Source organism: Microlunatus elymi (assembly GCF_007362775.1).
GTDB lineage: Bacteria > Actinomycetota > Actinomycetes > Propionibacteriales > Propionibacteriaceae > Microlunatus > Microlunatus elymi.
The window spans coordinates 4739499-4759507 of sequence record NZ_CP041692.1; the positions used below are offsets into that span (position 1 = coordinate 4739499).

Annotated in this window: 20 protein-coding genes and 1 pseudogene; 11 read left to right on the plus strand and 10 right to left on the minus strand. The window is 66.6% G+C overall.

Annotation, left to right across the window (positions count from 1 at the left end):
* Positions 1-162: 162 nt before the first annotated feature.
* A complete protein-coding gene (locus tag FOE78_RS21635; protein WP_143988097.1) occupies positions 163-951 on the plus strand; it encodes an alpha/beta fold hydrolase in 789 nt (262 codons plus the stop codon).
* A gap of 41 nt (positions 952-992) precedes the next feature.
* Here the strand turns inward: FOE78_RS21635 and FOE78_RS21640 are convergent, their stop codons facing one another.
* Positions 993-2150: a glycine C-acetyltransferase gene (locus FOE78_RS21640; protein WP_210414705.1), complete on the minus strand. Its 1158-nt coding sequence runs from the start codon at positions 2148-2150 to the stop codon at positions 993-995.
* Between the two features lie 11 nt (positions 2151-2161).
* Positions 2162-3190, minus strand: a complete 1029-nt coding sequence (gene tdh, locus FOE78_RS21645) for an L-threonine 3-dehydrogenase (protein WP_143988098.1) — start codon at positions 3188-3190, stop codon at positions 2162-2164.
* A gap of 348 nt (positions 3191-3538) precedes the next feature.
* Here tdh and FOE78_RS21650 point away from each other — a divergent pair, with 348 nt between their 5' ends.
* From FOE78_RS21650 to FOE78_RS21670, 5 genes are all read left to right on the plus strand, one after another.
* Positions 3539-4933 (plus strand): L-serine ammonia-lyase, encoded by a 1395-nt coding sequence (locus FOE78_RS21650; RefSeq protein ID WP_323125701.1) that lies wholly within the window; start codon positions 3539-3541, stop codon positions 4931-4933.
* A gap of 140 nt (positions 4934-5073) precedes the next feature.
* On the plus strand, positions 5074-6165 hold the full coding sequence (locus FOE78_RS21655) for an ABC transporter ATP-binding protein (protein WP_143988100.1): 1092 nt from the start codon (positions 5074-5076) through the stop codon (positions 6163-6165).
* A 129-nt stretch (positions 6166-6294) separates the two neighbouring features.
* On the plus strand, positions 6295-7683 hold the full coding sequence (locus tag FOE78_RS21660; protein WP_143988101.1) for a DUF4032 domain-containing protein: 1389 nt from the start codon (positions 6295-6297) through the stop codon (positions 7681-7683).
* A 9-nt stretch (positions 7684-7692) separates the two neighbouring features.
* Positions 7693-7980: a GNAT family N-acetyltransferase gene (locus FOE78_RS21665; protein ID WP_143988102.1), complete on the plus strand. Its 288-nt coding sequence runs from the start codon at positions 7693-7695 to the stop codon at positions 7978-7980.
* Positions 7981-8019: 39 nt separating this feature from the next.
* Positions 8020-8817 (plus strand): LLM class F420-dependent oxidoreductase, encoded by a 798-nt coding sequence (locus FOE78_RS21670; protein ID WP_143988103.1) that lies wholly within the window; start codon positions 8020-8022, stop codon positions 8815-8817.
* A gap of 27 nt (positions 8818-8844) precedes the next feature.
* On the opposite strand, the gene FOE78_RS21675 is transcribed toward FOE78_RS21670, so the two are convergent.
* Complete coding sequence (locus FOE78_RS21675) at positions 8845-9987, minus strand: acyl-CoA dehydrogenase family protein (RefSeq protein ID WP_143988104.1); 1143 nt, start codon at positions 9985-9987, stop codon at positions 8845-8847.
* A gap of 133 nt (positions 9988-10120) precedes the next feature.
* Here FOE78_RS21675 and FOE78_RS21680 point away from each other — a divergent pair, with 133 nt between their 5' ends.
* From FOE78_RS21680 to FOE78_RS21695, 4 genes are all read left to right on the plus strand, one after another.
* Positions 10121-10546, plus strand: a complete 426-nt coding sequence (locus FOE78_RS21680; RefSeq protein WP_168207626.1) for a MarR family winged helix-turn-helix transcriptional regulator — start codon at positions 10121-10123, stop codon at positions 10544-10546.
* Between the two features lie 66 nt (positions 10547-10612).
* On the plus strand, positions 10613-12019 hold the full coding sequence (gene cysS / locus FOE78_RS21685; RefSeq protein ID WP_143988106.1) for a cysteine--tRNA ligase: 1407 nt from the start codon (positions 10613-10615) through the stop codon (positions 12017-12019).
* A 21-nt stretch (positions 12020-12040) separates the two neighbouring features.
* On the plus strand, positions 12041-12982 hold the full coding sequence (gene rlmB / locus FOE78_RS21690) for a 23S rRNA (guanosine(2251)-2'-O)-methyltransferase RlmB (RefSeq protein ID WP_143988107.1): 942 nt from the start codon (positions 12041-12043) through the stop codon (positions 12980-12982).
* Between the two features lie 2 nt (positions 12983-12984).
* A complete protein-coding gene (locus FOE78_RS21695) occupies positions 12985-13770 on the plus strand; it encodes a nucleotidyltransferase domain-containing protein (RefSeq protein ID WP_143988108.1) in 786 nt (261 codons plus the stop codon).
* On the opposite strand, the gene FOE78_RS24875 is transcribed toward FOE78_RS21695, so the two are convergent.
* The 7 genes and pseudogenes from FOE78_RS24875 to FOE78_RS21725 form a co-directional block, all read right to left on the minus strand.
* A complete protein-coding gene (locus FOE78_RS24875; RefSeq protein WP_228266254.1) occupies positions 13685-14167 on the minus strand; it encodes a PDDEXK nuclease domain-containing protein in 483 nt (160 codons plus the stop codon). The genes FOE78_RS21695 and FOE78_RS24875 overlap by 86 nt on opposite strands.
* A pseudogene (locus FOE78_RS24880) lies at positions 14168-14649 on the minus strand (DUF1016 N-terminal domain-containing protein); the annotation flags it as partial.
* A gap of 50 nt (positions 14650-14699) precedes the next feature.
* The gene (locus FOE78_RS21705; RefSeq protein WP_143988109.1) at positions 14700-15089 is read right to left on the minus strand and encodes a VOC family protein; all 390 of its coding nucleotides are present in this window, start codon (positions 15087-15089) and stop codon (positions 14700-14702) included.
* A gap of 14 nt (positions 15090-15103) precedes the next feature.
* Positions 15104-15394: an ArsR/SmtB family transcription factor gene (locus FOE78_RS21710; protein WP_143988110.1), complete on the minus strand. Its 291-nt coding sequence runs from the start codon at positions 15392-15394 to the stop codon at positions 15104-15106.
* A 56-nt stretch (positions 15395-15450) separates the two neighbouring features.
* Positions 15451-16287, minus strand: a complete 837-nt coding sequence (locus FOE78_RS21715; protein ID WP_228265946.1) for a TolB family protein — start codon at positions 16285-16287, stop codon at positions 15451-15453.
* 601 nt (positions 16288-16888) lie between these two features.
* Positions 16889-17092, minus strand: coding sequence for a transcription antiterminator/RNA stability regulator CspE (gene cspE, locus FOE78_RS21720; RefSeq protein WP_143988111.1), 204 nt, complete (start codon positions 17090-17092; stop codon positions 16889-16891).
* 87 nt (positions 17093-17179) lie between these two features.
* Positions 17180-18271: a fatty acid desaturase family protein gene (locus FOE78_RS21725; RefSeq protein ID WP_210414706.1), complete on the minus strand. Its 1092-nt coding sequence runs from the start codon at positions 18269-18271 to the stop codon at positions 17180-17182.
* Positions 18272-18573: 302 nt separating this feature from the next.
* Here FOE78_RS21725 and FOE78_RS21730 point away from each other — a divergent pair, with 302 nt between their 5' ends.
* A complete protein-coding gene (locus tag FOE78_RS21730) occupies positions 18574-20004 on the plus strand; it encodes a glycine hydroxymethyltransferase (RefSeq protein WP_407662670.1) in 1431 nt (476 codons plus the stop codon).
* Positions 20005-20009: the final 5 nt, after the last annotated feature.

Sequence of the window (20009 nt, forward strand, 5' to 3'; positions counted from 1 at the left end):
TTGCGGGCTCGGCCGGTGAGCCGACTCGGTCCCCGGTCGTACGAGCTCAGCCTGCCAGGACACCGCGGAAGAAATCGCAGCAGAAGTTGAGCAGAATGTGTCCAGATCGGCTGATCCGCTTCGACCAAGGGGCATCAGTCATCACCAACTCGAGGAAGCGTCATGGAAAAGACAACCTCCGCCGACGGCACCGTGATCGCGTACGAGGGGAGCGGCAGCGGCGCAGCGCTGGTCTGCGTCTCTCCCGCCTTCGGTCTGCGCGGCGTCTTCGACGACCTGGCGGCCGAATTCGCCGCCGAGCACACCGTGGTGCGCTACGACCGGCGAGGTCGCGGCGACAGTACCGATGCGATCGCCCCGGCCGATGTGGCCTCGTACCGGATCGAACGTGAGGTCGAGGACCTGGCCGCGGTGATCGCCGCAGTCGGCGGCCCGGTCGCGGTGCTCGGCTACTCCTCCGGCTGCCACCTGGCCTTGGCGGCAGCGGCCGCCGGGCTGCCGGTCGACCGGATCGCCCTGTACGAGCCGCCGTTCCGGCGCGGCGATACCGTGATCAAGTCCGAGCTGGTCGACAAGCTGGCCGGGCTGGTGGCGGCCGGTCGCCTCGGTGACGCGGTCGCGACGTTCCAGATCGAAGGCGTCGGCGCACCGGCGGAGATGGTCAACGACATGCGCCGGACGCCGATGTTCGCGGCGCTGGAGGCGGTCGGACAAACCGTCGTCTACGACGCCACCCTGACCGCCGATCCGGCGCCGAGCCAGGCCGTCCGTTCACTGTCCCAGCCGGTGCTGGCGATCGCCGGCGCCGACACCTGGCCGATGCTCATCGACGGTGCCCGCTACGTCGCCGAGTCGGTTCCCCACGGCGAATTCATCGAGGTGCCCGGCGGCGCGAACCACGCGATGGGTGCGGTCGAAACGGCCGCCGCGCTACGCCCGTTCCTGAGCTGACGCGATCCGGGGTTCGGCCCTTCGACAAGCTCAGGGCCCTTCTACTGGCGGGCGCGTTCGAAGGCGGCGAGGGCGCGATCAAGATCATCGCGGGTGTGTGCGGCAGACATCTGGGTTCGGATCCGGGCCTTGCCGCGCGGCACCACCGGGTAGGAGAAGGCGCGGACGTAGATGCCGTCGGCCAGCAGCTTGTCGGCCATCTCGGCGGCCTTGACGGCATCGCCGATCATCACCGGCACGATCGCGTGGTCGGATTCGGGGATGTCGAAGCCTCGTTGGCCCATCTCCGCACGGAAGTACGCGGTGTTGTCACGCAACTGCTGCAGCAGTTCGCCGGAGGACTCGAGCAGATCGATCGCGGCCACCGCGGCGGCCGCGATCGACGGCGCCAGCGAGTTGGAGAACAGGTACGGCCGCGAGCGCTGCCGCAACATCTCCACGATCTCGGCTCGGGCCGCGGTGTAGCCGCCACTCGCTCCACCCAGCGCCTTGCCCAGAGTGCCGGTGACGATGTCGATCTTGTCCTGCACCCCGAACAGCTCCGGGGTGCCGGCTCCGGACGGGCCGACGAAGCCGACGGCGTGTGAGTCGTCGACCATCACCAGCGCGTCGTACTGCTCGGCCAGCTCGACGATCTTGTCCAGCGGCGCGACGTAGCCGTCCATCGAGAACACCCCGTCGGTGGCGATCAGCCGGTACCGCGCATCGGCTGCGCTTTCCAACTGGGCTTGAAGATCTGCCATGTCCCGGTTCTTGTAACGCAACCGCCGGGCCTTGCTCAGCCGGACCCCGTCGATGATGCTGGCATGGTTCAGCTCGTCGGAGATGATCGCGTCCTGATCGGTCAGCAGGGTCTCGAACAGACCGCCATTGGCGTCGAAACAGGACCCGTACAGGATCGCGTCGTCGGTGCGCAGGAAGCCGGCGATCTTGGCTTCCAACTGCTTGTGCAACGCAGTGGTGCCGCAGATGAATCTGACCGACGCCATCCCGAAACCCCAACGGTCCAAGGCTTCATGGGCTGCGGTGATCATCGCCGGGTGGTCGGCCAGTCCGAGATAGTTGTTGGCACACAGGTTGAGTACGGTCTCGCCGCCGACGCCGATCGAGGCCGACTGCGGGGTGTCGATCACCGCCTCTGCCTTGTACAGCCCCTCGGTCCGCAGCTGCTCGAGACCGGCCGCGAGCTGGTTCTTCATCGAGGTGTACATCATTTCTCCCAGTTCATGATCACTTTGCCGCCGTGGCCCGACCGCGCGGTGGCGAACGCCTGCTCGTACTCGGTGTGATCGAACCGGTCGGTGATCACTCCGGAGATGTCCAGTCCACTCTGCAACAGCACCGACATCGCATACCACGTCTCGAACATCTCCCGGCCGTAGATGCCCTTGATGGTCAGCATGTTCAGCACCACGGTGGCGAAGTCGATGCTGATCTCGTCCGACGGCAGCCCCAGCATCGCGATCCGGCCGCCGTGCGTCATCGAGGCGATCATGCCGCGCAGCGCCACCGGACTGCCGGACATCTCCAGCCCTACGTCGAATCCTTCCTTCATCCCGAGTTGATCATGGGCGTCCTGCAACGTCCGAGTACGCGGATTCAGAGCAAGATCAACACCGAGCCGGGAGGCCAACTCCAGCCGTTGATCACTGAGATCGGTGATCACCACGTTCCGGGCCCCGGCGTGGTGGGACACCATCGCGGCCAGGATGCCGATCGGGCCGGCGCCGGTGACCAGCACGTCCTCGCCGAGCATCGGGAAGGTCAGCGCGGTGTGCACGGCGTTGCCGAACGGGTCGAAGATCGCGGCCACGTCGAAACCGATCGGGTGCTCGTGCACCCACAGATTGCCCGACGGCATCGCGACGTACTCGGCGAACGCGCCATCGATCTGAACCCCGATGCCGCGGGTGTTGATACACAGGTGCCGTCGCCCGGCGCGGCAGTTGCGGCACCGCCCGCAGGTGAGATGGCCCTCGCCGCTGACGACGTCGCCGACCGACACGTCGGTCACCGACTCGCCGATCTCAACCACGACTCCGGAGAACTCGTGCCCGACCACCAGGGGCGCCCGCACATGGCTCGCCGCCCAGTCGTCCCACGCCTCGATGTGCAGATCGGTGCCGCAGATCCCGGTCTGCTTGACCTGCACCAACGCCTCGCCGGGGCCGACCTGCGGAACGTCGACGTCGGTCAACTCCAGGCCGGGACCGGCCGTCCTCTTCACCAGCGCCTTCACACCGCAGACCGTACGGCATCGGGCGTCGGCGCGACGAGCCTGGCTAAACGATTGACCAACCTGTGAGCAACGCCTCACCGTGTCGGTGCTGGACCCGGGCGTTGCGAGCACATAGAACTGGGGCCGTACGCGGGTTACCCCTTTCGCACAGGACTGCGTACGCGCCCATGCCGGGTATGAGCCGGCATGGGCGCGGAATGCTCGTGAACACAATCGCCCGCCGCTTGAGCGATATCGCAAGAATCCCGACGATATCCAGCAATCAGCGGGCGATGGTGTTCGCGAGGTTCCCGCCTCGACACGATCACACTGCGGTTCTACGGCGACCGATGGAAGACTGACGGCGTGGTGAGTGTCTTCGATCTGTTGAGCATCGGCATCGGGCCGTCGAGTTCGCACACGGTCGGGCCGATGCGCGCTGCGGGCCGGTTCGTTCGAGAACTCGCCGACTCCGACCAGCTGCATCGGGTCGATCGGGTGCAGGCACAGCTGTTCGGGTCCTTGGGCGCCACCGGTCACGGGCATGGCAGCGAGAACGCGGTGTTGTGGGGGCTTGAGGGCGAGGATCCGGAATCGGTAGACACCGACACCGCTCCGGCCCGGGCCGAGAAGATCCGCAGCACCCGTCGGATCCGCCTCGACGGCAGCCGCGAGATCGACTTCGATCCCGACGTCGACCTGGTGCTGCATCGCCGCAAGTCCCTGCCGTTCCACCCCAACGGGATGACCTTCACCGCCTGGACCGGGCGCGCCGGCGAGCAGCCGCAACTCGTCACCGAACGCACCTACTACTCCATCGGCGGCGGTTTCGTGCTGGCAGACGACGGCTCCGGACAGCCCGAGCTGCGGCCCGATCCGACGCCAATGCCCTACCCGTTCCGGACGGCCGCGGAGTTGTTGGCGATCTGCGCCCGGGAAGGGCTGCGGATCAGCGACGTCGCACTGGCCAACGAGTGCGCTCGCCTGCCCGAGACCGAGATCCGGGCCGGGCTGCTGCGGATCTGGCGGGTGATGGCCGACTGCGTACGGCACGGCTGCGACACTCCGGGCGTGCTGCCGGGCGGTCTGAAGGTACGCCGCCGCTCTCACGAGCTGCAGGAACAATTGCTCCGCACCGCCAGCACCGAGCGTCCGGTGAACGCCGATCCGCTGGCCGCGATGGACTGGGTGACGCTGTGGGCGCTGGCGGTGAACGAGGAGAACGCCGCCGGCGGCCGGGTCGTCACCGCGCCGACCAACGGAGCTGCCGGCATCATCCCGGCGGTGCTGCACTACGCCGTACGGTTCGTGCCCGGCACCGACGACGACGCAATCGTCCGGTTCCTGCTGACGGCCGGTGCGATCGGCGCGATCTACCAGCAGACCGGTTCCATCTCCGGTGCCCAGGTGGGCTGCCAGGGCGAGGTCGGCACCGCCTGCTCGATGGCCGCCGGGGCCCTGGCCGAGCTGCTCGGCGGCACCGTCGACCAGGTCGAGAACGCGGCCGAAATCGGCATGGAACACCACCTCGGGCTGACCTGCGATCCGGTCGGCGGACTGGTCCAGATCCCTTGTATAGAACGAAATGCGGTCGCCTCGGTGAAGGCGATCACCGCGGCTCGGCTGGCCCTGCACGGCGACGGTCAGCACACCGTCAGCCTGGACAAGGTGATCAAGACCATGATGGAGACCGGCCGGGACATGAAGATCAAATACAAGGAGACCGCGCGCGGCGGGCTGGCCGTCAACATCGTCGAGTGCTGAGCAGGCGCACGGATACCGTTTTCCGCAACATCCCGGCCCGGGCTTGTCCCGCCGGGATCGGCATGTAAAGCTTGCGCCACCAATTTCTGTTCCACTACGGATCGTCGGGCACGTACCTGCCCGTGGAGAGGAAGTGCGGCATGGCTGCCGTTGCTTACAACGACGCAACTCGGATCTACCCGGGTGGCGATCGCCCCGCCGTCGACAAGCTGAATCTCGAGATCGGCGACGGCGAGTTCATGGTTCTGGTCGGCCCCTCCGGCTGTGGCAAGTCCACCTCGTTGCGGATGCTGGCCGGCCTGGAAGAGGTCAACTCGGGCTCCATCACCATCGGCGATCGGGACGTCACCGACCTCCCGCCGAAGGATCGCGACATCGCGATGGTGTTCCAGAACTACGCGCTGTACCCGCACATGACCGTCGCCGACAACATGGGCTTCGCGCTGAAGATGGCCAACGTGCCGAAGGCCGAGCGTCAGCAGCGTGTGCTCGATGCGGCCAAGCTGCTGGGCCTGGAGGAGTTCCTCAACCGCAAGCCGAAGGCCCTGTCCGGCGGTCAGCGCCAGCGGGTTGCGATGGGCCGTGCGATCGTCCGCCAGCCGCAGGTCTTCCTGATGGACGAGCCGCTGTCCAACCTGGACGCCAAGCTCCGCGTCTCCACCCGTACTCAGATCGGCGCCCTGCAGGCCCGGCTGGGTGTCACCACCGTGTACGTGACCCACGACCAGATCGAGGCCATGACCATGGGCGACCGGGTGGCCGTGATGCGCGACGGTCTGCTGCAGCAGTGCGACAGCCCGCTGTCCCTCTACGACAAGCCCGCCAACCTGTTCGTGGCCGGCTTCATCGGTTCGCCCGCGATGAACCTGATCGAGGGCACCGCGACCGAGGGCGGCATCAAGATCGCCGACGTCACCGTGCCGGTTTCCCGTGAGGTGCTGGCCAAGGCCGGCAACGAGAAGAACCTCACCCTGGGCGTCCGGCCGGAGAACTTCGCGATCGCCGATCAGGGCATCCCGCTGGACGTGGTGATGGTCGAGGAGCTCGGCGCCGACAGCTACCTCTACGGCACCCTCAGCGGCGCCGGCGAGAGCGAGATCACCGGTCATCAGTACATCGCCCGCATCCCCGCCCGGCAGGCGCCGGGCCGCGGCAACACCGTACGGCTGACCGCCGATCCGGAGCACCTGCACGTGTTCTCCACCGCCTCCGGAGAGCGCATCTCGGACTGATCCGAGACCGTCTCGACCGAGGCCGAGAAACACTCAGCCTGCGAGCCCCCGGCGCCTTGCGCGTCCGGGGGCTTTCGGGTTTCGATGGACCGTTCGCTCCCGCCACACCCGACTGATTGAGGACCACCGGTGCCCCGCTTCCTGTCCGCACGGCCTGACGCCCGGCTGATCACCCTGCCCTGGGAAACGCCCCTGGAGGCGTGGCCGCTGGACAACCTGGTCGCCCTGCCCCGCGGCATCTCCCGGCACGTGGTCCGCTTCATCAAGGTCGGCCAGGACATCTACGCCGCCAAAGAGGTCGTCGAGCATCTGGCCCGGCACGAGTACGAGTTGCTCCGCGACCTGAACCGGCTGGACACCCCGTCGGTCGAGCCGGTCGGCGTGGTCACCGAACGGTTCGCCCCCGACGGCACCCCGCTGGACCCGATCCTGCTCACCAGACACCTGCAGTTCTCGCTGCCGTACCGCTCGCTGTTCAACCGCGGCGTCCGACTGGACACGGTGAATCGGCTGGTCGACGCGATGGTGGTGCTGCTCGCCCGGCTGCACCTCGTGGGCTTCCTGTGGGGCGACGTGTCGCTGTCCAACACGCTCTTCCGCCGCGACGCCGGCTCGTTCGCCGCCTACCTGGTGGACGCCGAGACCGGCGAGCTGCACGACGAACTGTCCGACGGGCAGCGCGAACACGACCTGTCCATCGCCCGGACCAACCTGTTCGGCGAATTCCTCGACGTCGAGGCTGGCGGGCTGCTGGACGAGGCGCTCGACCCGCAGACGCTGGTGGAGAGCATCGAGAACCGCTACCGCGAGCTGTGGGCCGAACTGACCGAGGTGGAGGAGTTCGACGGCAGCGAGATGCACCGGATCGAGAGCCGGGTGCGCCGGTTGAACGCGCTCGGCTTCGACGTGGCCGAGCTGGACATCACCACCGACTTCGCCGGTTCCACCGTCCGGATCCAGCCGAAGGTGGTCGACGCCGGACACCACACCCGCCGGCTGTTGCGGCTGACCGGTTTGGACGTCGAGGAGAACCAGGCTCGCCGGCTGCTGAACGATCTCGACTACTTCCGGGCGCAGACCGATCAGCAGAACGCCGACGAGGCGATCGTGGCGCATCAGTGGCTGCAACAGCGGTTCGAGCCGGTGATCGACCAGGTGCCGTCGGACCTGCGGGGCAAGTTGGAGCCGGCGCAGTTCTATCACGAGGTGCTGGAGCATCGCTGGTTCGAGTCGGAGCGGGCCGGCCGGGAGATCCCGATGATCGAAGCGGCGAAGAGCTACGTCCGTACGGTGCTGCGCAACCTCCCGGACGAGCAGGTCGAGGTGCCCGGCCGGGCCGAGCTCGCCGAGCTGGCCAACCCGTACGACCCGTCCCAGGGGTACGCCGACGAGGAGGACGAGGAGAAGCCGTACGATCCGTGGGAGGACGATGATCTCGGACCGGACGCCGGCGTGAGTGCGGCCCCGGACTTCCTCGACATCGAGGCCCTGCGGCAGAAGGCACGGAAGCATTCCTAGGAGATCGATATGACGATCAACGTCAACGACGTACCGGAGCAGAAGCGTTTCGAGGCCCGCGACGAGCAGGATCAACTCCTCGGCTTCGTCGACTACCGGCAGGCCGACGACACCATCACCTTCATCCACACCGAGGTGCAGCCGGCGGCCGAGGGAAATGGTGTCGGCAGCACGCTGGCGCGGGCCGTGCTGGATCAGGCCCGGGCCGACGGTTTCACGGTTGTTCCGCAGTGCTCCTTCATCCGGGGCTGGATCGACCGGCACCCCGACTATGCCGATCTGGTCTCCGAGCTCTGAACCTCACCCCACATCGCTGTGTCGTAAGGAAGGTCTTCGATGTCGACACCCAGCTCTGCCGACCGCCCGCTGCGGATCGGCGTCCAACTCCAGCCCCAGCACGCCGACTACGCCGACATCCGCCGCGCGGTCGCCGCGGCCGAGGATCTCGGCGTCGACGTGATCTTCAACTGGGATCACTTCTTCCCGCTGTCCGGCGACCCGGACGGCAAGCATTTCGAGTGCTGGTCGCTGCTCGCGGCCTGGGCCGAGCAGACCAGCCACGCCGAACTCGGCGCCCTGGTGACCTGCAACAGCTACCGCAATCCGGATCTGCTGGCGGACCTGGCCCGGACGGTCGATCACATCAGCGGCGGCCGGCTGATCCTGAGCATCGGCGCCGGCTGGTTCCAGCGTGACTACGACGAGTACGGCTACGACTTCGGCACCGCGGGCAAGCGGCTGGACGCGCTGGCCGAGGCGCTGCCCCGGATCAAGGCCCGCTGGGCCAAGCTGAATCCGCAACCGACCCGCGACATCCCCATCCTGATCGGCGGCGGCGGGGAGAAGAAGACGCTGCGGATCGTGGCCGAGCACGCCACCATCTGGCACTCCTTCAGCGACGCCGAAACCCTTGCCCGCAAGGGAAAAGTGCTGGACGACTGGTGCGAGCAGGTCGGCCGCAACCCGGCCGAGATCGAACGCTCCGTCGGCGCGTCCGGTGATCCGGCCAAGATCGGCGACGCCCTCTACGACGCCGGCGCCCGCTTGATCACCATCGAATGCGACGGCGCAGGGGGCTACGACCTAGCCCCGCTCGAGGACTGGCTGGCCTTCCGCGACCAGAAGAACGCCTGAACCACGGTCGCGCCGCCAAGCACCTGATCACCGCAGCAGTTCCCTGGCGATCACCAAACGTTGTATCTGGTTCGTACCTTCGAAGATCTGGGTTGCTTTCGCCTCGCGCAGATAGCGCTCGACCGGGTAGTCGCGGGTGTAGCCGTAGCCGCCGAGCACCTGCACCGCGTCGGTGCTGACCTTCATCGCTGCATCGGTGGCGGTCAGCTTCGCCACGGCCGCGTCCCGGCTGAATCGCTTGCCGGCGTCGCGTTTGCGCGCCGCCATCAGATAGCTCGCCCGCGCGTTGTCGACCGCGGCGGCCATGTCGGCCAGCAGGAACTGCAGCCCCTCGAATTCGGCGATCGGCCGGCCGAACTGCACCCGCTGCTTCGCGTACGAGGCCGCGATGTCGAGCGCGGCCTGCGCCAGCCCGGTCGCTCCGGCAGCGATGCCCAACCGGCCGGAATCCAACGCCGACAAGGCGATCTTCATCCCGTCACCTTCGGCACCGATCAACCGATCGTCACCCACCGCGACCCCGTCGAAGTAGACGGCAGCGGTGGTCGAGGCGGTCAGCCCCATCTTGCGTTCCGGCTCGCCGAAGGACAGCCCGTCGGCGTCGGCCGGGACCAGGAAACAGCTCACCCCGTGGCTGCGGTCCGGACCGGTCCGGGCGAAGGTCAGGTAGTAGTCGGCGTGACCGGCGTGGCTAATCCACGCCTTCTGCCCGTGCAGCTCGTAGCCGGAGTCGGTGCGCTTGGCCCGGGTTGTCATCGCCGCCACGTCGGAGCCGGCCTGCGGTTCGGACAACGCGTACGCCCCGAGCAGGTCGCCGCCGAGCATGTCCGGCAGGAACCGGTCGCGTTGATCGTCACTGCCGAAGCGCACCAACGCCAGGCAGGTCATCACGTGCACCGAGGCGCCGACGCCCACCCCCATCCAGGCGGTGGCCACCTCCTCCAACGCCTGCAGGTAGACCTCGTACGGCTGATCGAGGCCGCCCCAGCGCTCGGGGTAGGGCATGCCGAACAGCCCTGCGCGTCCGAGCACCCGAAACGCTTCCCGCGGGAACACCTCCTGCGCCTCGGCCTCCGCGGCCCTCGGCGCCAGCTGTTCGCGGGCGATCTCGGACACCAGTGCGACGAGTTCGGTTGCCTCGGTGTCGGGCAACATCCGATCAACGGGCATGAACGCTCCCAGCTCAGACGAATGCAGTCCTGCGGCGCTCGAAGGATTTCGCAGCTCGGCGCCGATTCATTTCCGACGTTACCGCCGACGTGTTTCGCCCACGCGCCTGTGCTGCAACGGATACGATCGGCCAATGACCGAAGATCTCCACCACTTGGGTGAAGACCTGATCAGCATTTCCGCGCGGGTGGTCCGATGGGCACCCGCCGAGCAGTCTGGGCTGAGCGTGGCGGCGGCCAGGATTCTCAGCAGACTTCGAGACGCCGGGCAGATGAAGATCAGTGATCTTGCTGTTGCCGAGCGCAGTTCGCAGCCCACCATCACCAACCACATCAAGCGTTTGGAGGAGGCCGGACTGGTCGAGCGACACTCCGATCCGAACGACGCCCGGGTGTCGCTGATCTCGGCCACCTCGCACGGCAGGGCCAAGTTGTCGGCGATCCGGCACGAGCTCGGCACCTTCCTGGCGCCCCGTCTGGGCGCGCTGTCGGAGTCCGACCGGGAGACGCTGGAGCGGGCGATCAAGGTGCTCAACGACCTGGTCGAACAGGACCGCTGACCTCGGTCGACCGGCCGGGCCGATGACGGCGCAGGCGGTCGGCGTGCGGACCATTAAGCTCTCGGTGTGACTTTTCGACTTTATGACTCCGCCACGCAGGCCGTGCGGGACCTCGAAACCGTGGTTCCGGGTCAGGTGTCGATCTATCACTGTGGCTTGACGGTCCAGTCGGCGCCGCATGTCGGGCACATCCGCAAGGAGGTCGTCTTCGACGTGCTCCGGCGCTGGCTGACTCACCTGGGTTACCAGGTGACGGTGGTCGCCAACGTCACCGACATCGACGACAAGATCCTGGCCAAGTCCGCCGAGGCCGGGGTGCCGTGGTGGGCGCACGCCTACCGGTTCGAGCGTGAGCTGCACGAGGCGTACGCGGCGCTGGGTTGCGTGCCGCCGACGTACGAGCCGAGGGCGACCGGGCACATCCCGGAGATGGTCGAGTTGATCAAGATCTTGATCGACCGCGGACATGCCTATCCGGCGGCCGACGGCTCCGGCGACGTCTACTTCGACGTACGTTCCTGGCCGGACTACGGGATGCTGTCCCGGCAGAAGATCGATGACATGGAACCGGCAGCGGACTCCGAGCCGCGAGGCAAGAAGGACCCCCGCGACTTCGCGCTGTGGAAGGGGCACAAACCGGACGAGCCCGAGACGGCGTCCTGGGACACGTCCTGGGGTCGCGGTCGGCCCGGCTGGCATCTGGAGTGCTCGGCAATGGCCGGCAAGTATCTCGGCGACGAGTTCGACATCCACGGCGGCGGCATCGATCTGCGCTTCCCGCATCACGAGAACGAGCTGGCTCAGTCCACCGCGGCCGGTCGCCCCTTCGCCCGCTACTGGATGCACAACGCGTTCGTCACCGCTGCCGGGGAGAAGATGAGCAAGTCCCTGGGCAACGGTGCGCTGGTCAATCAGGTGACCAAGAACTATCCGCCGCGCGCCGTCCGTTTCTACCTGCTGGGGCCGCATTATCGTTCGACGATCGAATTCGCCGACACCTCGTTGGCCGAGGCCACGGCTTCGTTGGATCGGATCGACAACTTCGTCGCCCGGGCGAGCGATCAGGTCGGCCCGGTGACGTCGGTGGTGCCTGATGCGTTCGCCGAGGCGATGAATGATGATCTTGGTACGCCTGGCGCGCTCGCGGTCCTCTACAACACCGTCCGTGAGGGAAATTCGGCCATCGAGGCCGGCGATCAAGCCGCGGTTGCCGAGGCGCTGGCACGGGTGACCGGCATGCTCGAGGTGCTCGGGCTGGCCGCCGACGATCCGATCTGGCAAGGCCAGGGTGGTCGGGACGAGACGCTGACCTCGGTGGTCGACGCGCTGGTCGGCGAGCTGCTGAAGCAGCGCGAGGATGCCCGTGCCCGCAAGGATTTCGCCGCCGCCGACGGCATCCGCGACACCCTGATCAAACTCGGCGTGGAAATCTCCGACACCCCGGCCGGCCCGAAGTGGCGGCTGACCCGATGACACAGTGGAAGGTTGTTGATCTTGCCCGGTAACAGTCAGCGCAAGGGCGCGGTACGCCGCAAGGGCAAGGGCAACACGGCCGGATCCGGTGGCCGGGTTCGCCGCGGTTTGGAGGGCAAGGGTCCTACTCCGAAGGCCGAGGATCGCCCGTATCACAAGGCGTACAAGGCAAAACAGGACCAGCAGCGGCAGCAGGGAGCTCGGCCCAAGCGGCCGTCCGTTGCCCGCACCGGCGGACCGGAGTGGATCGCCGGACGCAACCCTGTGCTGGAGGCGTTGCAGGCCGAGTTGCCGATCAGCGCCGGGTACGTGGCCGAGGGTGCGGAGCGCGACGATCGGCTGCGGGACATCTTCAAGATCACCGCGGATCGTGGGATCTCGCTGTTGCAGACCAGCCGTGGTGATCTTGATCGGTTGACCGGCGGCGCCGTGCACCAAGGTGTTGCGCTGCAGTTGCCGGCGTTCGACTACAAGCATCCCGACGACCTGCTGGCCGACACGGACGGTGCACCGCTGATCGTCGCTCTTGACCACGTCACCGATCCGCGCAACCTGGGTGCCGTGGTTCGTTCGGCGGCGGCGTTCGGCGCGAACGGCATCCTGATTCCGGAGCGACGGTCGGCCGGGATGACCGCCGCTGCCTGGAAGAGTTCTGCCGGTGCGGCGGCCCGGTTGCCGATCGCACGGGCCACCAACCTGACCCGGACTCTGCAGAGTTACGCCAAGGCCGGACTCTTCGTGGTCGGTCTGGCCGGCGATGGCGAGGTGGACATCGCCGACCTGCCCCAGGCCGCCGATCCGCTCGTCCTGGTGGTCGGCAGCGAAGGAGAAGGCTTGTCCCGGCTCGTACGGGAGACCTGCGACGTCGTCGCCTCGATTCCGATCAGCTCGTCGATCGAGTCGCTGAACGCCGGTGTCGCCACCAGCATCGCCCTCTACGAGGTCGCCAAGAGCCGAAGCTGATCATGCAACATCACGATGACAGCATCGCCGCCTTCGTCGACCGGGCGCGCGACAACTACGCCGTGCTGGCGGTGATCGTGGACGGGTCGGTGTCATCGGGCACCGAACGCCCAGACTCCGATGTCGATCTTGTGCTGGTGCTCACCGAGGACGCGTTTGCCCAAGCCTGGCAGGAGAATCGGCTCAGTTACGTCGAACGCGACGGCATAACGTACGAGGGTGGCTACTACGACATCAAGGTCGCCAGCGTGGCCTATCTGCGCCGGGCAGCTGATCATGCCGACGACCCGATGCGGGCCTCGCTCCTGCATGCGCGGATCGCCTGGTCTCGGCTCGATGATCTTGCTGACCTCGTGGCGGCGATCCCGCGGCTGCCGGAGGAGGTCTGGGAGCGGCGGATGGCGTCCTTCATCGCCCAGGTCCGGCTGCACGGCGGCTACTTCCTCAAGCAGGCGGTGCAACTTGACAACGAATTCCTGCTGCACCACGCCGCCGTGCATCTGGTCGGCGCCGGTGGCCGCGCCCTGCTGGCCCTGAACCGCACCCTGTTCCAGGGCCAGAAGTATCTCGACCGGACCCTGGCTCGACTCGAACGCGTGCCCGCCGGTTACGCCGACGCCGCCCACGCAGTGCTGTCGACCCCGAGCCTGCAGACCGGCACCGCCTACCGCGATCTGATCGAGAACTTCGCCGCCTGGCCGATCACCGCCGAAGAGACCCTCTCCACCTTCGTTCGCGACAACGAGCTGTCCTGGTACACCGGCCGCTCCCCGATCGAGTACGCCTGACCTCGCCGATGTTGTCACTCCAGGCCCATTTCGAGCTCTCTTTCGATCTGCTCGATGGTCGGAAGACTCGTCTGCAAGTCGTAGGTAGCGACTCCGCGAGTTGGTAGTCAGCAATTCCAAGTGGGCCAGTGCTGTCCCGCATCGCGTACTCGGCGACTACGGCGTTCTTACCTCTACAGAGCAAGAGTCCGATCGTCGGCCCGTCTACGTGAGACTTCATCTCGTTGTCTACGGCAGTCAGGTAGAACGCCAGCTGACCCAAATGCTCAGGTCTGAACTTCTCGGCCTTGAGCTCGATAACCATGTAGCGGTGCAACTTCAGGTGATAGAACAGCAGATCGATGAAGAAGTCATCGCCGCCGACCTCGGTGAGCGCCCCTCCCTGACGCTCGAGCACACGACGCTCGATCTGAGCGCCCAGAACGTTACGGGACCACCCGTGCCTGACCGCAGCCTCCGCGTAGGCCAGTCGTTCTCCGGGAGCCTTGAGCATGGTGAGCAGTACCACATTGTGGCCCCACGGCAATTGTCCAACAGCCTGTTGGACAATTGCCGCTCGTGGCCACGCCTCGGCGAAGGCACGCTGTACATGAGGTTCGCGCGAGAGAAGCCCTTCAACTCCGGAAAAGCGCCGCGCAGGTCGTGCGCAAGACGAGCAACAACCTTGCTACCCCAGCCCTGTCTCGCCTGCCGATCCAGGATGTCGCGACCGATCTGCCAGTAGAGCGAGATCAGCTCGATGTTGACTGCGAGCGCGGCTCGCTGCTGCGCAGTTTGGATACGCGTCTTCAGCTCGGCGAGCCACTCCGCGTAGCCGTCAGGTGGCGGTGTCAGGCCGGGCGGCTTCGTCGCCCCGGCTTCGTTGCCCTCTCTTCCCATAGCGGTGACTGCAGTCACCGCTGACAGTTCTGTCCCTGTCGGACAAGACCTCAGGAGGGTTGGCTGACGATCTGGATCAGGTTGCCGCAGGTGTCGTCGAAGACGGCGGTGGTCACGTTGCCCATTTGGGTGGGCGGCTGGGTGAACCGCACACCAAGATCAACAAGTCGGTCGTACTCGGACTGAATGTCGTTCACCGCAAAGGATGTCGCGGGAATCCCGTCGGCGACCAACGCCTTCTTGTACGGACCGACGGCCGGGTGGCCGTCCGGCTCGAGCAGCAACTCGGTGCCGTCGGGCGCATCCGGGGACACCACGGTCAGCCAGGACGCCTGGCCGAGCGGGATGTCGTTCTTCTTCACGAACCCGAGCTTCTCGGTGTAGAAAGCCAACGCCTTCGCCTGATCGTCGACGAAGACGGAGGTGATGTAAATCTTCATGGGTCCTCACTTGATCATCGGTGATCTTGGTCCGTCGGCCGTACGAGCCAGCCGTCGACCGCTCGATGCAACGGCTCAAGATCAAGATCGTGGAATTTGTAGCGGCCCTCGCGGCGGGTGTGCAGCAGTCCGGCTCCTTCGAGCACGTCCAGGTGTTGCGACACCGCCTGCCGGCTGAGGTTGACCTGATGCCGCATCGTCAGCCGGCTGCACAACTCGAACAGCGTCTGACCGTCCCGCTCGCACAGCTCGTCGATGATCAACCGACGCACCGGTGCGGACAAGGCATGAAAGACGTTATCCATCACCCAGCACAATAGGCAAGTCGCTGCTTGCCTGTCAATCGCTGGCGCCGGTGCCTTCAAGATCGCGGATAGGCGACGAATGCCAGCATTTCGCTGTCCGGGGCCCAACTGTTGACGTTCAGCGTGCCCTGCCCGCCGAACACCGGGTAGCGCTGCCGTACGGTGCCCCAGTCGCTGGTCGAGACCACCCGGACCTCGACGTCGAGATCGGCCGGATGGCCGATCGTGCCCGCCGGGAACGTGATGTACGAAGCCCAATTTCCGTCCGGCGATAGGTGCGGGAACCAGTCGACGGTGTCGCTGGCGACGAGCCGCTCGGCCGGACCGCCACCGTCCGGCACTCGAGCCAGCTGGGCATGGCCGGGAGCCTTGGTGAACGCCTCGGTGTTGAGGTAGATCCACTGCCCGTCCGGTGACCATTCCGGACCGTCCAGGTGCCCGTCGCCGACCGGCACCCGATCCGGCGCGGCCGGCGAGTCGGCGTCCAAGATCATCAACTGCCCGGGTCGGGAGAAGTCCTCGATCTCCACGTAGGCGAGCCGCGCACCGTCCGGGGAGACGCCGTGCAGGAAGTGCCAGCGGCCGTCGTCCGGCGTCACCCGGGTCACCGGACCGCCGGCCAGCGATCCGCGATAGATGTGCCGATCCGCAGCGGACAGGTAGATGTGCTCGCCGTCGGGATCCAATACATGATCATTGTTGATCGGCGGCAGCCCGGAGAATTCGATCGCCTCCAGCCGGGCACCGGAGCGCGGCGCCAACCGCCAGAGTGTCCCGTTTCCGTTCAAGATCAACGATTCGCCGTCCAGCGTCCAGTTCGGCGCCTCGATCAAGATCGCGTCGGTTTCGAAGATCAACTCACCTTGATCAAGATCGGGCCCACCGAGCCACACCTGCGAACGTTGTCGGGGACCGAGAACGCGGTACGCGGGCACTGATTCTCCTTCGTGCATCGTCGCTGCCATAGGAACCGTAGCGGTCCGATCCGGCTGCCGTAAGTCGCGTTGTCACGAGTTCGGGACCCCGAGATCGACCGACACCGCCCAAAGTCGCGTTGTCACGAGTTCCGGACCCCGAGATCGACCGACACCGCCCAAAGTCGCGTTGTCGCGACTTTGGTGCGGCACGGTCGGGTGGTCAGGTGGCTGCGCCGACGCTGGCCATTCGGCGGAGCGGTCCAGACAAGCCGCGCGCCAACCGGGAGATGCTGGCCGTAGTGGACGGCGCAGCTATGCGACGGTGCCGCTGTACGACGGTGCCGCTGTACGACGGTGCCGCTGTACGACAGTGCCGCTGTACGACAGTGCCGCTGTACGACAGTGCCGCTGTACGACAGTGCCGCTGTACGACAGTGCTGCCCAGTTGGGAGTCGTGCGGGCCGACGACGGTGCGGGTGCAGAACGAGCCCGGCCGATCACACCCCGAAGGGTGGATGGCCGGGCTCTTCGGCCGCGGTCGGTATGACCGCGGCATCAAGATCGGAGCGGGGAGAGCTCAGATCGCGCGGATGTTCGAGGCCTGGAGGCCCTTGGGACCCTCGGTGATCTCGAACTCCACCTGCTGGTTCTCCTCCAGCGACCGGAAGCCGCTGCCGGCGATCTCGGAGAAGTGAGCGAAGACGTCCTTGCTCCCGTCATCGGGAGTGATGAAGCCGTAGCCCTTTTCGGAGTTGAACCACTTGACGGTTCCTGTTGCCATGATCATTCCTTCTGTATTGCTCCCGGCCCGTGCTTCGGACCGGATCCCGACGTGCCTCCCTGGCACGCCAAGTCTGTGGGGGACACGCTATCGGCGTCCCAGTTGTGATGCGACCGGGCACGCGAACGGATCGCGCGCGGCCAGTCCGACCCGGTTGAGATAGCTCACCACCGTGCCGTACGACGATGCCAGCGACACCTCGGTGTACGGCACGTCATGGTCCTGACAATGCTGCCGAACCAGCAACCGGGCCCTGGCCAGATGCGGCCGCGCCATCGACGGGAACAGATGATGTTCGACCTGGTAGTTCAGCCCGCCCATCAGCACGGTCGGCCAGAACCGGCCGGCGATGTTACGCGACGTCCGCACCTGGCGGCTGAAGAAGTCGAGCTTGACCTCGGCCGGGATGATCGGCATGCCCTTGTGGTTGGGAGCGAAACTCGCGCCCATGTACAGACCGAAGATCGCCAACTGCACCCCGAGGAAGGCGAACGCCATGCCGACCGGCAGCACCCAGAACACCGCGCCGAGGTAGAGGGCGAACCGGCCGGCGAGCATGCCGATCTCAACGAAGCGACCCTTGGTCGGCTTCTCGCTGCGGGTCACCAGCGACTTCACCGACGCGTAATGCAGGTTGAGACCTTCCAAGATCAACATCGGAAAGAAGAGGTAGCCCTGCTTGCGGGCGATGATCGCGCGCAACCCCGTACGCGGGACGGCTTTCTCCTCGTAGAACGCCAGCGCCTCGCCCTCGATGTCAGGATCCTTACCGACCCGGTTCGGGTTGGCGTGATGCCGGCTGTGCTTGTTCATCCACCAGGAGTAGCTGATACCGACGAACGCGGTGCCGAGGATCCGTCCGTACCGGTCGTTGGTGGTGCCCTTGGCGAAGATCTGCCGGTGCGCGGCCTCGTGAGCCAGGAAGGCGAACTGGGTGAAGATGATGCCCAGCGCCCCGGCGATCAGCAACTGCAGCCAGGAATGCCCCAGCAGTACGAAGCCGGCCACCGCGCCGCACAGGGCGACCATCAGCATCCCGAAGACCAGGTAGTAGAAGCGACGCGTCCGACCGAGCAGACCCTGCTCCTTCACCAGCCGGGACAGCTCGGTGTAGCTGCTGGTGAGCTTCTGCCCCGCGACGCGGCGATGGGCAGCATCGGCAATCTGCAGTTCGGTCACGTTGTGTGCCTTCCTGGGATCGAAACAGTCCCAGTCCTTGGCACCCGTGAGCGCTATATCGTGGGGTCTTGCCGGGCCAGCCTAGCGGCACCAACGCGGATCCGACGAAGTTGGCGCGTGATCTTCACAGCCCGAGCGTTGTCCTGACCAAATCCTTGCACTCGGCCGAGTCTCGACCGGTTGCGGACACCGGATGCCGCCCCGCCGAGCACCCGGATAGATTTGGGCCGAACCTGACGAACGCGTCATTGCGCCACCCGACCAGCTTGGAGTCTGTCGTGTCCCAACCCACCCCTGAGACGCTGGCCGCCAAGGCCTCGGAGTCCTACCGCGCCGCACTCTCGGTGATCGAGACGGTGGAACCGCGGATTGCCGGTGCCATCCGCTCCGAACTGGCCGATCAGCGGGACTCGCTGAAGCTGATCGCCTCGGAGAACTACGCCTCCCCCGCCGTCCTGCTGACGATGGGCAACTGGCTCAGCGACAAGTACGCCGAGGGCACCGTCGGGCACCGTTTCTACGCCGGCTGCCAGAACGTCGACACGGTCGAGACGGTGGCCGCCGAGCACGCCCGCGAGCTGTTCGGCGCGGAGTATGCCTACGCCCAGCCGCACTCGGGCATCGACGCCAACCTGGTCGCGTTCTGGTCGATCCTGGCGCATCGGGTGGAGACGCCGGCGCTGGAGGAATTCGGCGTACGGCAGATCAACGACCTGTCCGAGGCGGACTGGGAGACCCTGCGCAAGCGGTTCGGTGAGCAGCGTGCGCTGGGTATGTCGCTGGACGCCGGCGGCCACCTCACGCACGGTTTCCGGCCGAACATCTCCGGCAAGATGTTCCACCAGCGCTCCTACGGCACCGATCCCGAGACCCAGCTGCTGGACTACGACGAGGTCGCCCGGATCGCGCGCGAGTTCAAGCCGCTGGTGCTGATCGCGGGCTACTCGGCCTACCCGCGGCGGATCAACTTCGCCAAGATGGCCGAGATCGCCGACGAGGTCGGCGCGACCTTGATGGTCGACATGGCCCATTTCGCCGGTCTGGTGGCCGGCAAGGTGTTCACCGGCGACGAGGATCCGGTGCCGCACGCCGACATCGTCACCACCACCACGCACAAGTCGCTGCGCGGTCCGCGCGGAGGTCTGGTGCTGGCCAAGCAGGAGTACGCCGCCGATGTCGACCGCGGCTGCCCGATGGTGCTCGGCGGACCGCTGTCGCACGTGATGGCGGCCAAGGCGGTGGCGCTGGCCGAGGCGCGCCGGCCGGAGTTCCGGACGTACGCACAGAACGTCGCCGACAACGCGAAGGCGCTGGCCGACGGCTTCCTTTCCCGCGGCGCGAAGCTGGTCACCGGCGGCACCGACAACCACCTGGTGCTGCTGGATGTTGCCGGCTACGGACTGACCGGCCGGCAGGCCGAGTCCGCGCTGCTCGACTCCGGCATCGTCACCAACCGCAACGCGGTGCCGAACGATCCGAACGGCGCCTGGTACACCTCCGGCGTACGGCTGGGCACGCCCGCGCTGACCTCGCGCGGCTTCGGGCCCGACGACTTCGACCGGGTCGCGGAGTTGATCATCGGCGTGCTGACCAAGACCACTCCGACCACCACCAAGTCGGGTGCACCGGGCAAGGCGAAGTACACGATCTCCGACGGGATTGCCGAGGCCACCCACCAGGCGGCTGAAGAGTTGCTGGGAAATCACCCACTTTATCCGGGCCTGGACCTCTGAGCGGG

Excerpts from the sequence above, each read along its gene's own strand:
- FOE78_RS21635 (WP_143988097.1), top strand. The coding sequence starts at position 163 with ATGGAAAAGACAACCTCCGCCGACGGCACCGTGATCGCGTACGAGGGG.
- FOE78_RS21640 (WP_210414705.1), bottom strand. The coding sequence starts at position 2,150 with ATGAAGAACCAGCTCGCGGCCGGTCTCGAGCAGCTGCGGACCGAGGGG.
- FOE78_RS21655 (WP_143988100.1), top strand. The coding sequence starts at position 5,074 with ATGGCTGCCGTTGCTTACAACGACGCAACTCGGATCTACCCGGGTGGC.
- FOE78_RS21665 (WP_143988102.1), top strand. The coding sequence starts at position 7,693 with ATGACGATCAACGTCAACGACGTACCGGAGCAGAAGCGTTTCGAGGCC.
- FOE78_RS21670 (WP_143988103.1), top strand. The coding sequence starts at position 8,020 with ATGTCGACACCCAGCTCTGCCGACCGCCCGCTGCGGATCGGCGTCCAA.
- FOE78_RS21675 (WP_143988104.1), bottom strand. The coding sequence starts at position 9,987 with ATGCCCGTTGATCGGATGTTGCCCGACACCGAGGCAACCGAACTCGTC.
- FOE78_RS21680 (WP_168207626.1), top strand. The coding sequence starts at position 10,121 with ATGACCGAAGATCTCCACCACTTGGGTGAAGACCTGATCAGCATTTCC.
- FOE78_RS21695 (WP_143988108.1), top strand. The coding sequence starts at position 12,985 with ATGCAACATCACGATGACAGCATCGCCGCCTTCGTCGACCGGGCGCGC.
- FOE78_RS21705 (WP_143988109.1), bottom strand. The coding sequence starts at position 15,089 with ATGAAGATTTACATCACCTCCGTCTTCGTCGACGATCAGGCGAAGGCG.
- FOE78_RS21710 (WP_143988110.1), bottom strand. The coding sequence starts at position 15,394 with ATGGATAACGTCTTTCATGCCTTGTCCGCACCGGTGCGTCGGTTGATC.
- cspE (WP_143988111.1), bottom strand. The coding sequence starts at position 17,092 with ATGGCAACAGGAACCGTCAAGTGGTTCAACTCCGAAAAGGGCTACGGC.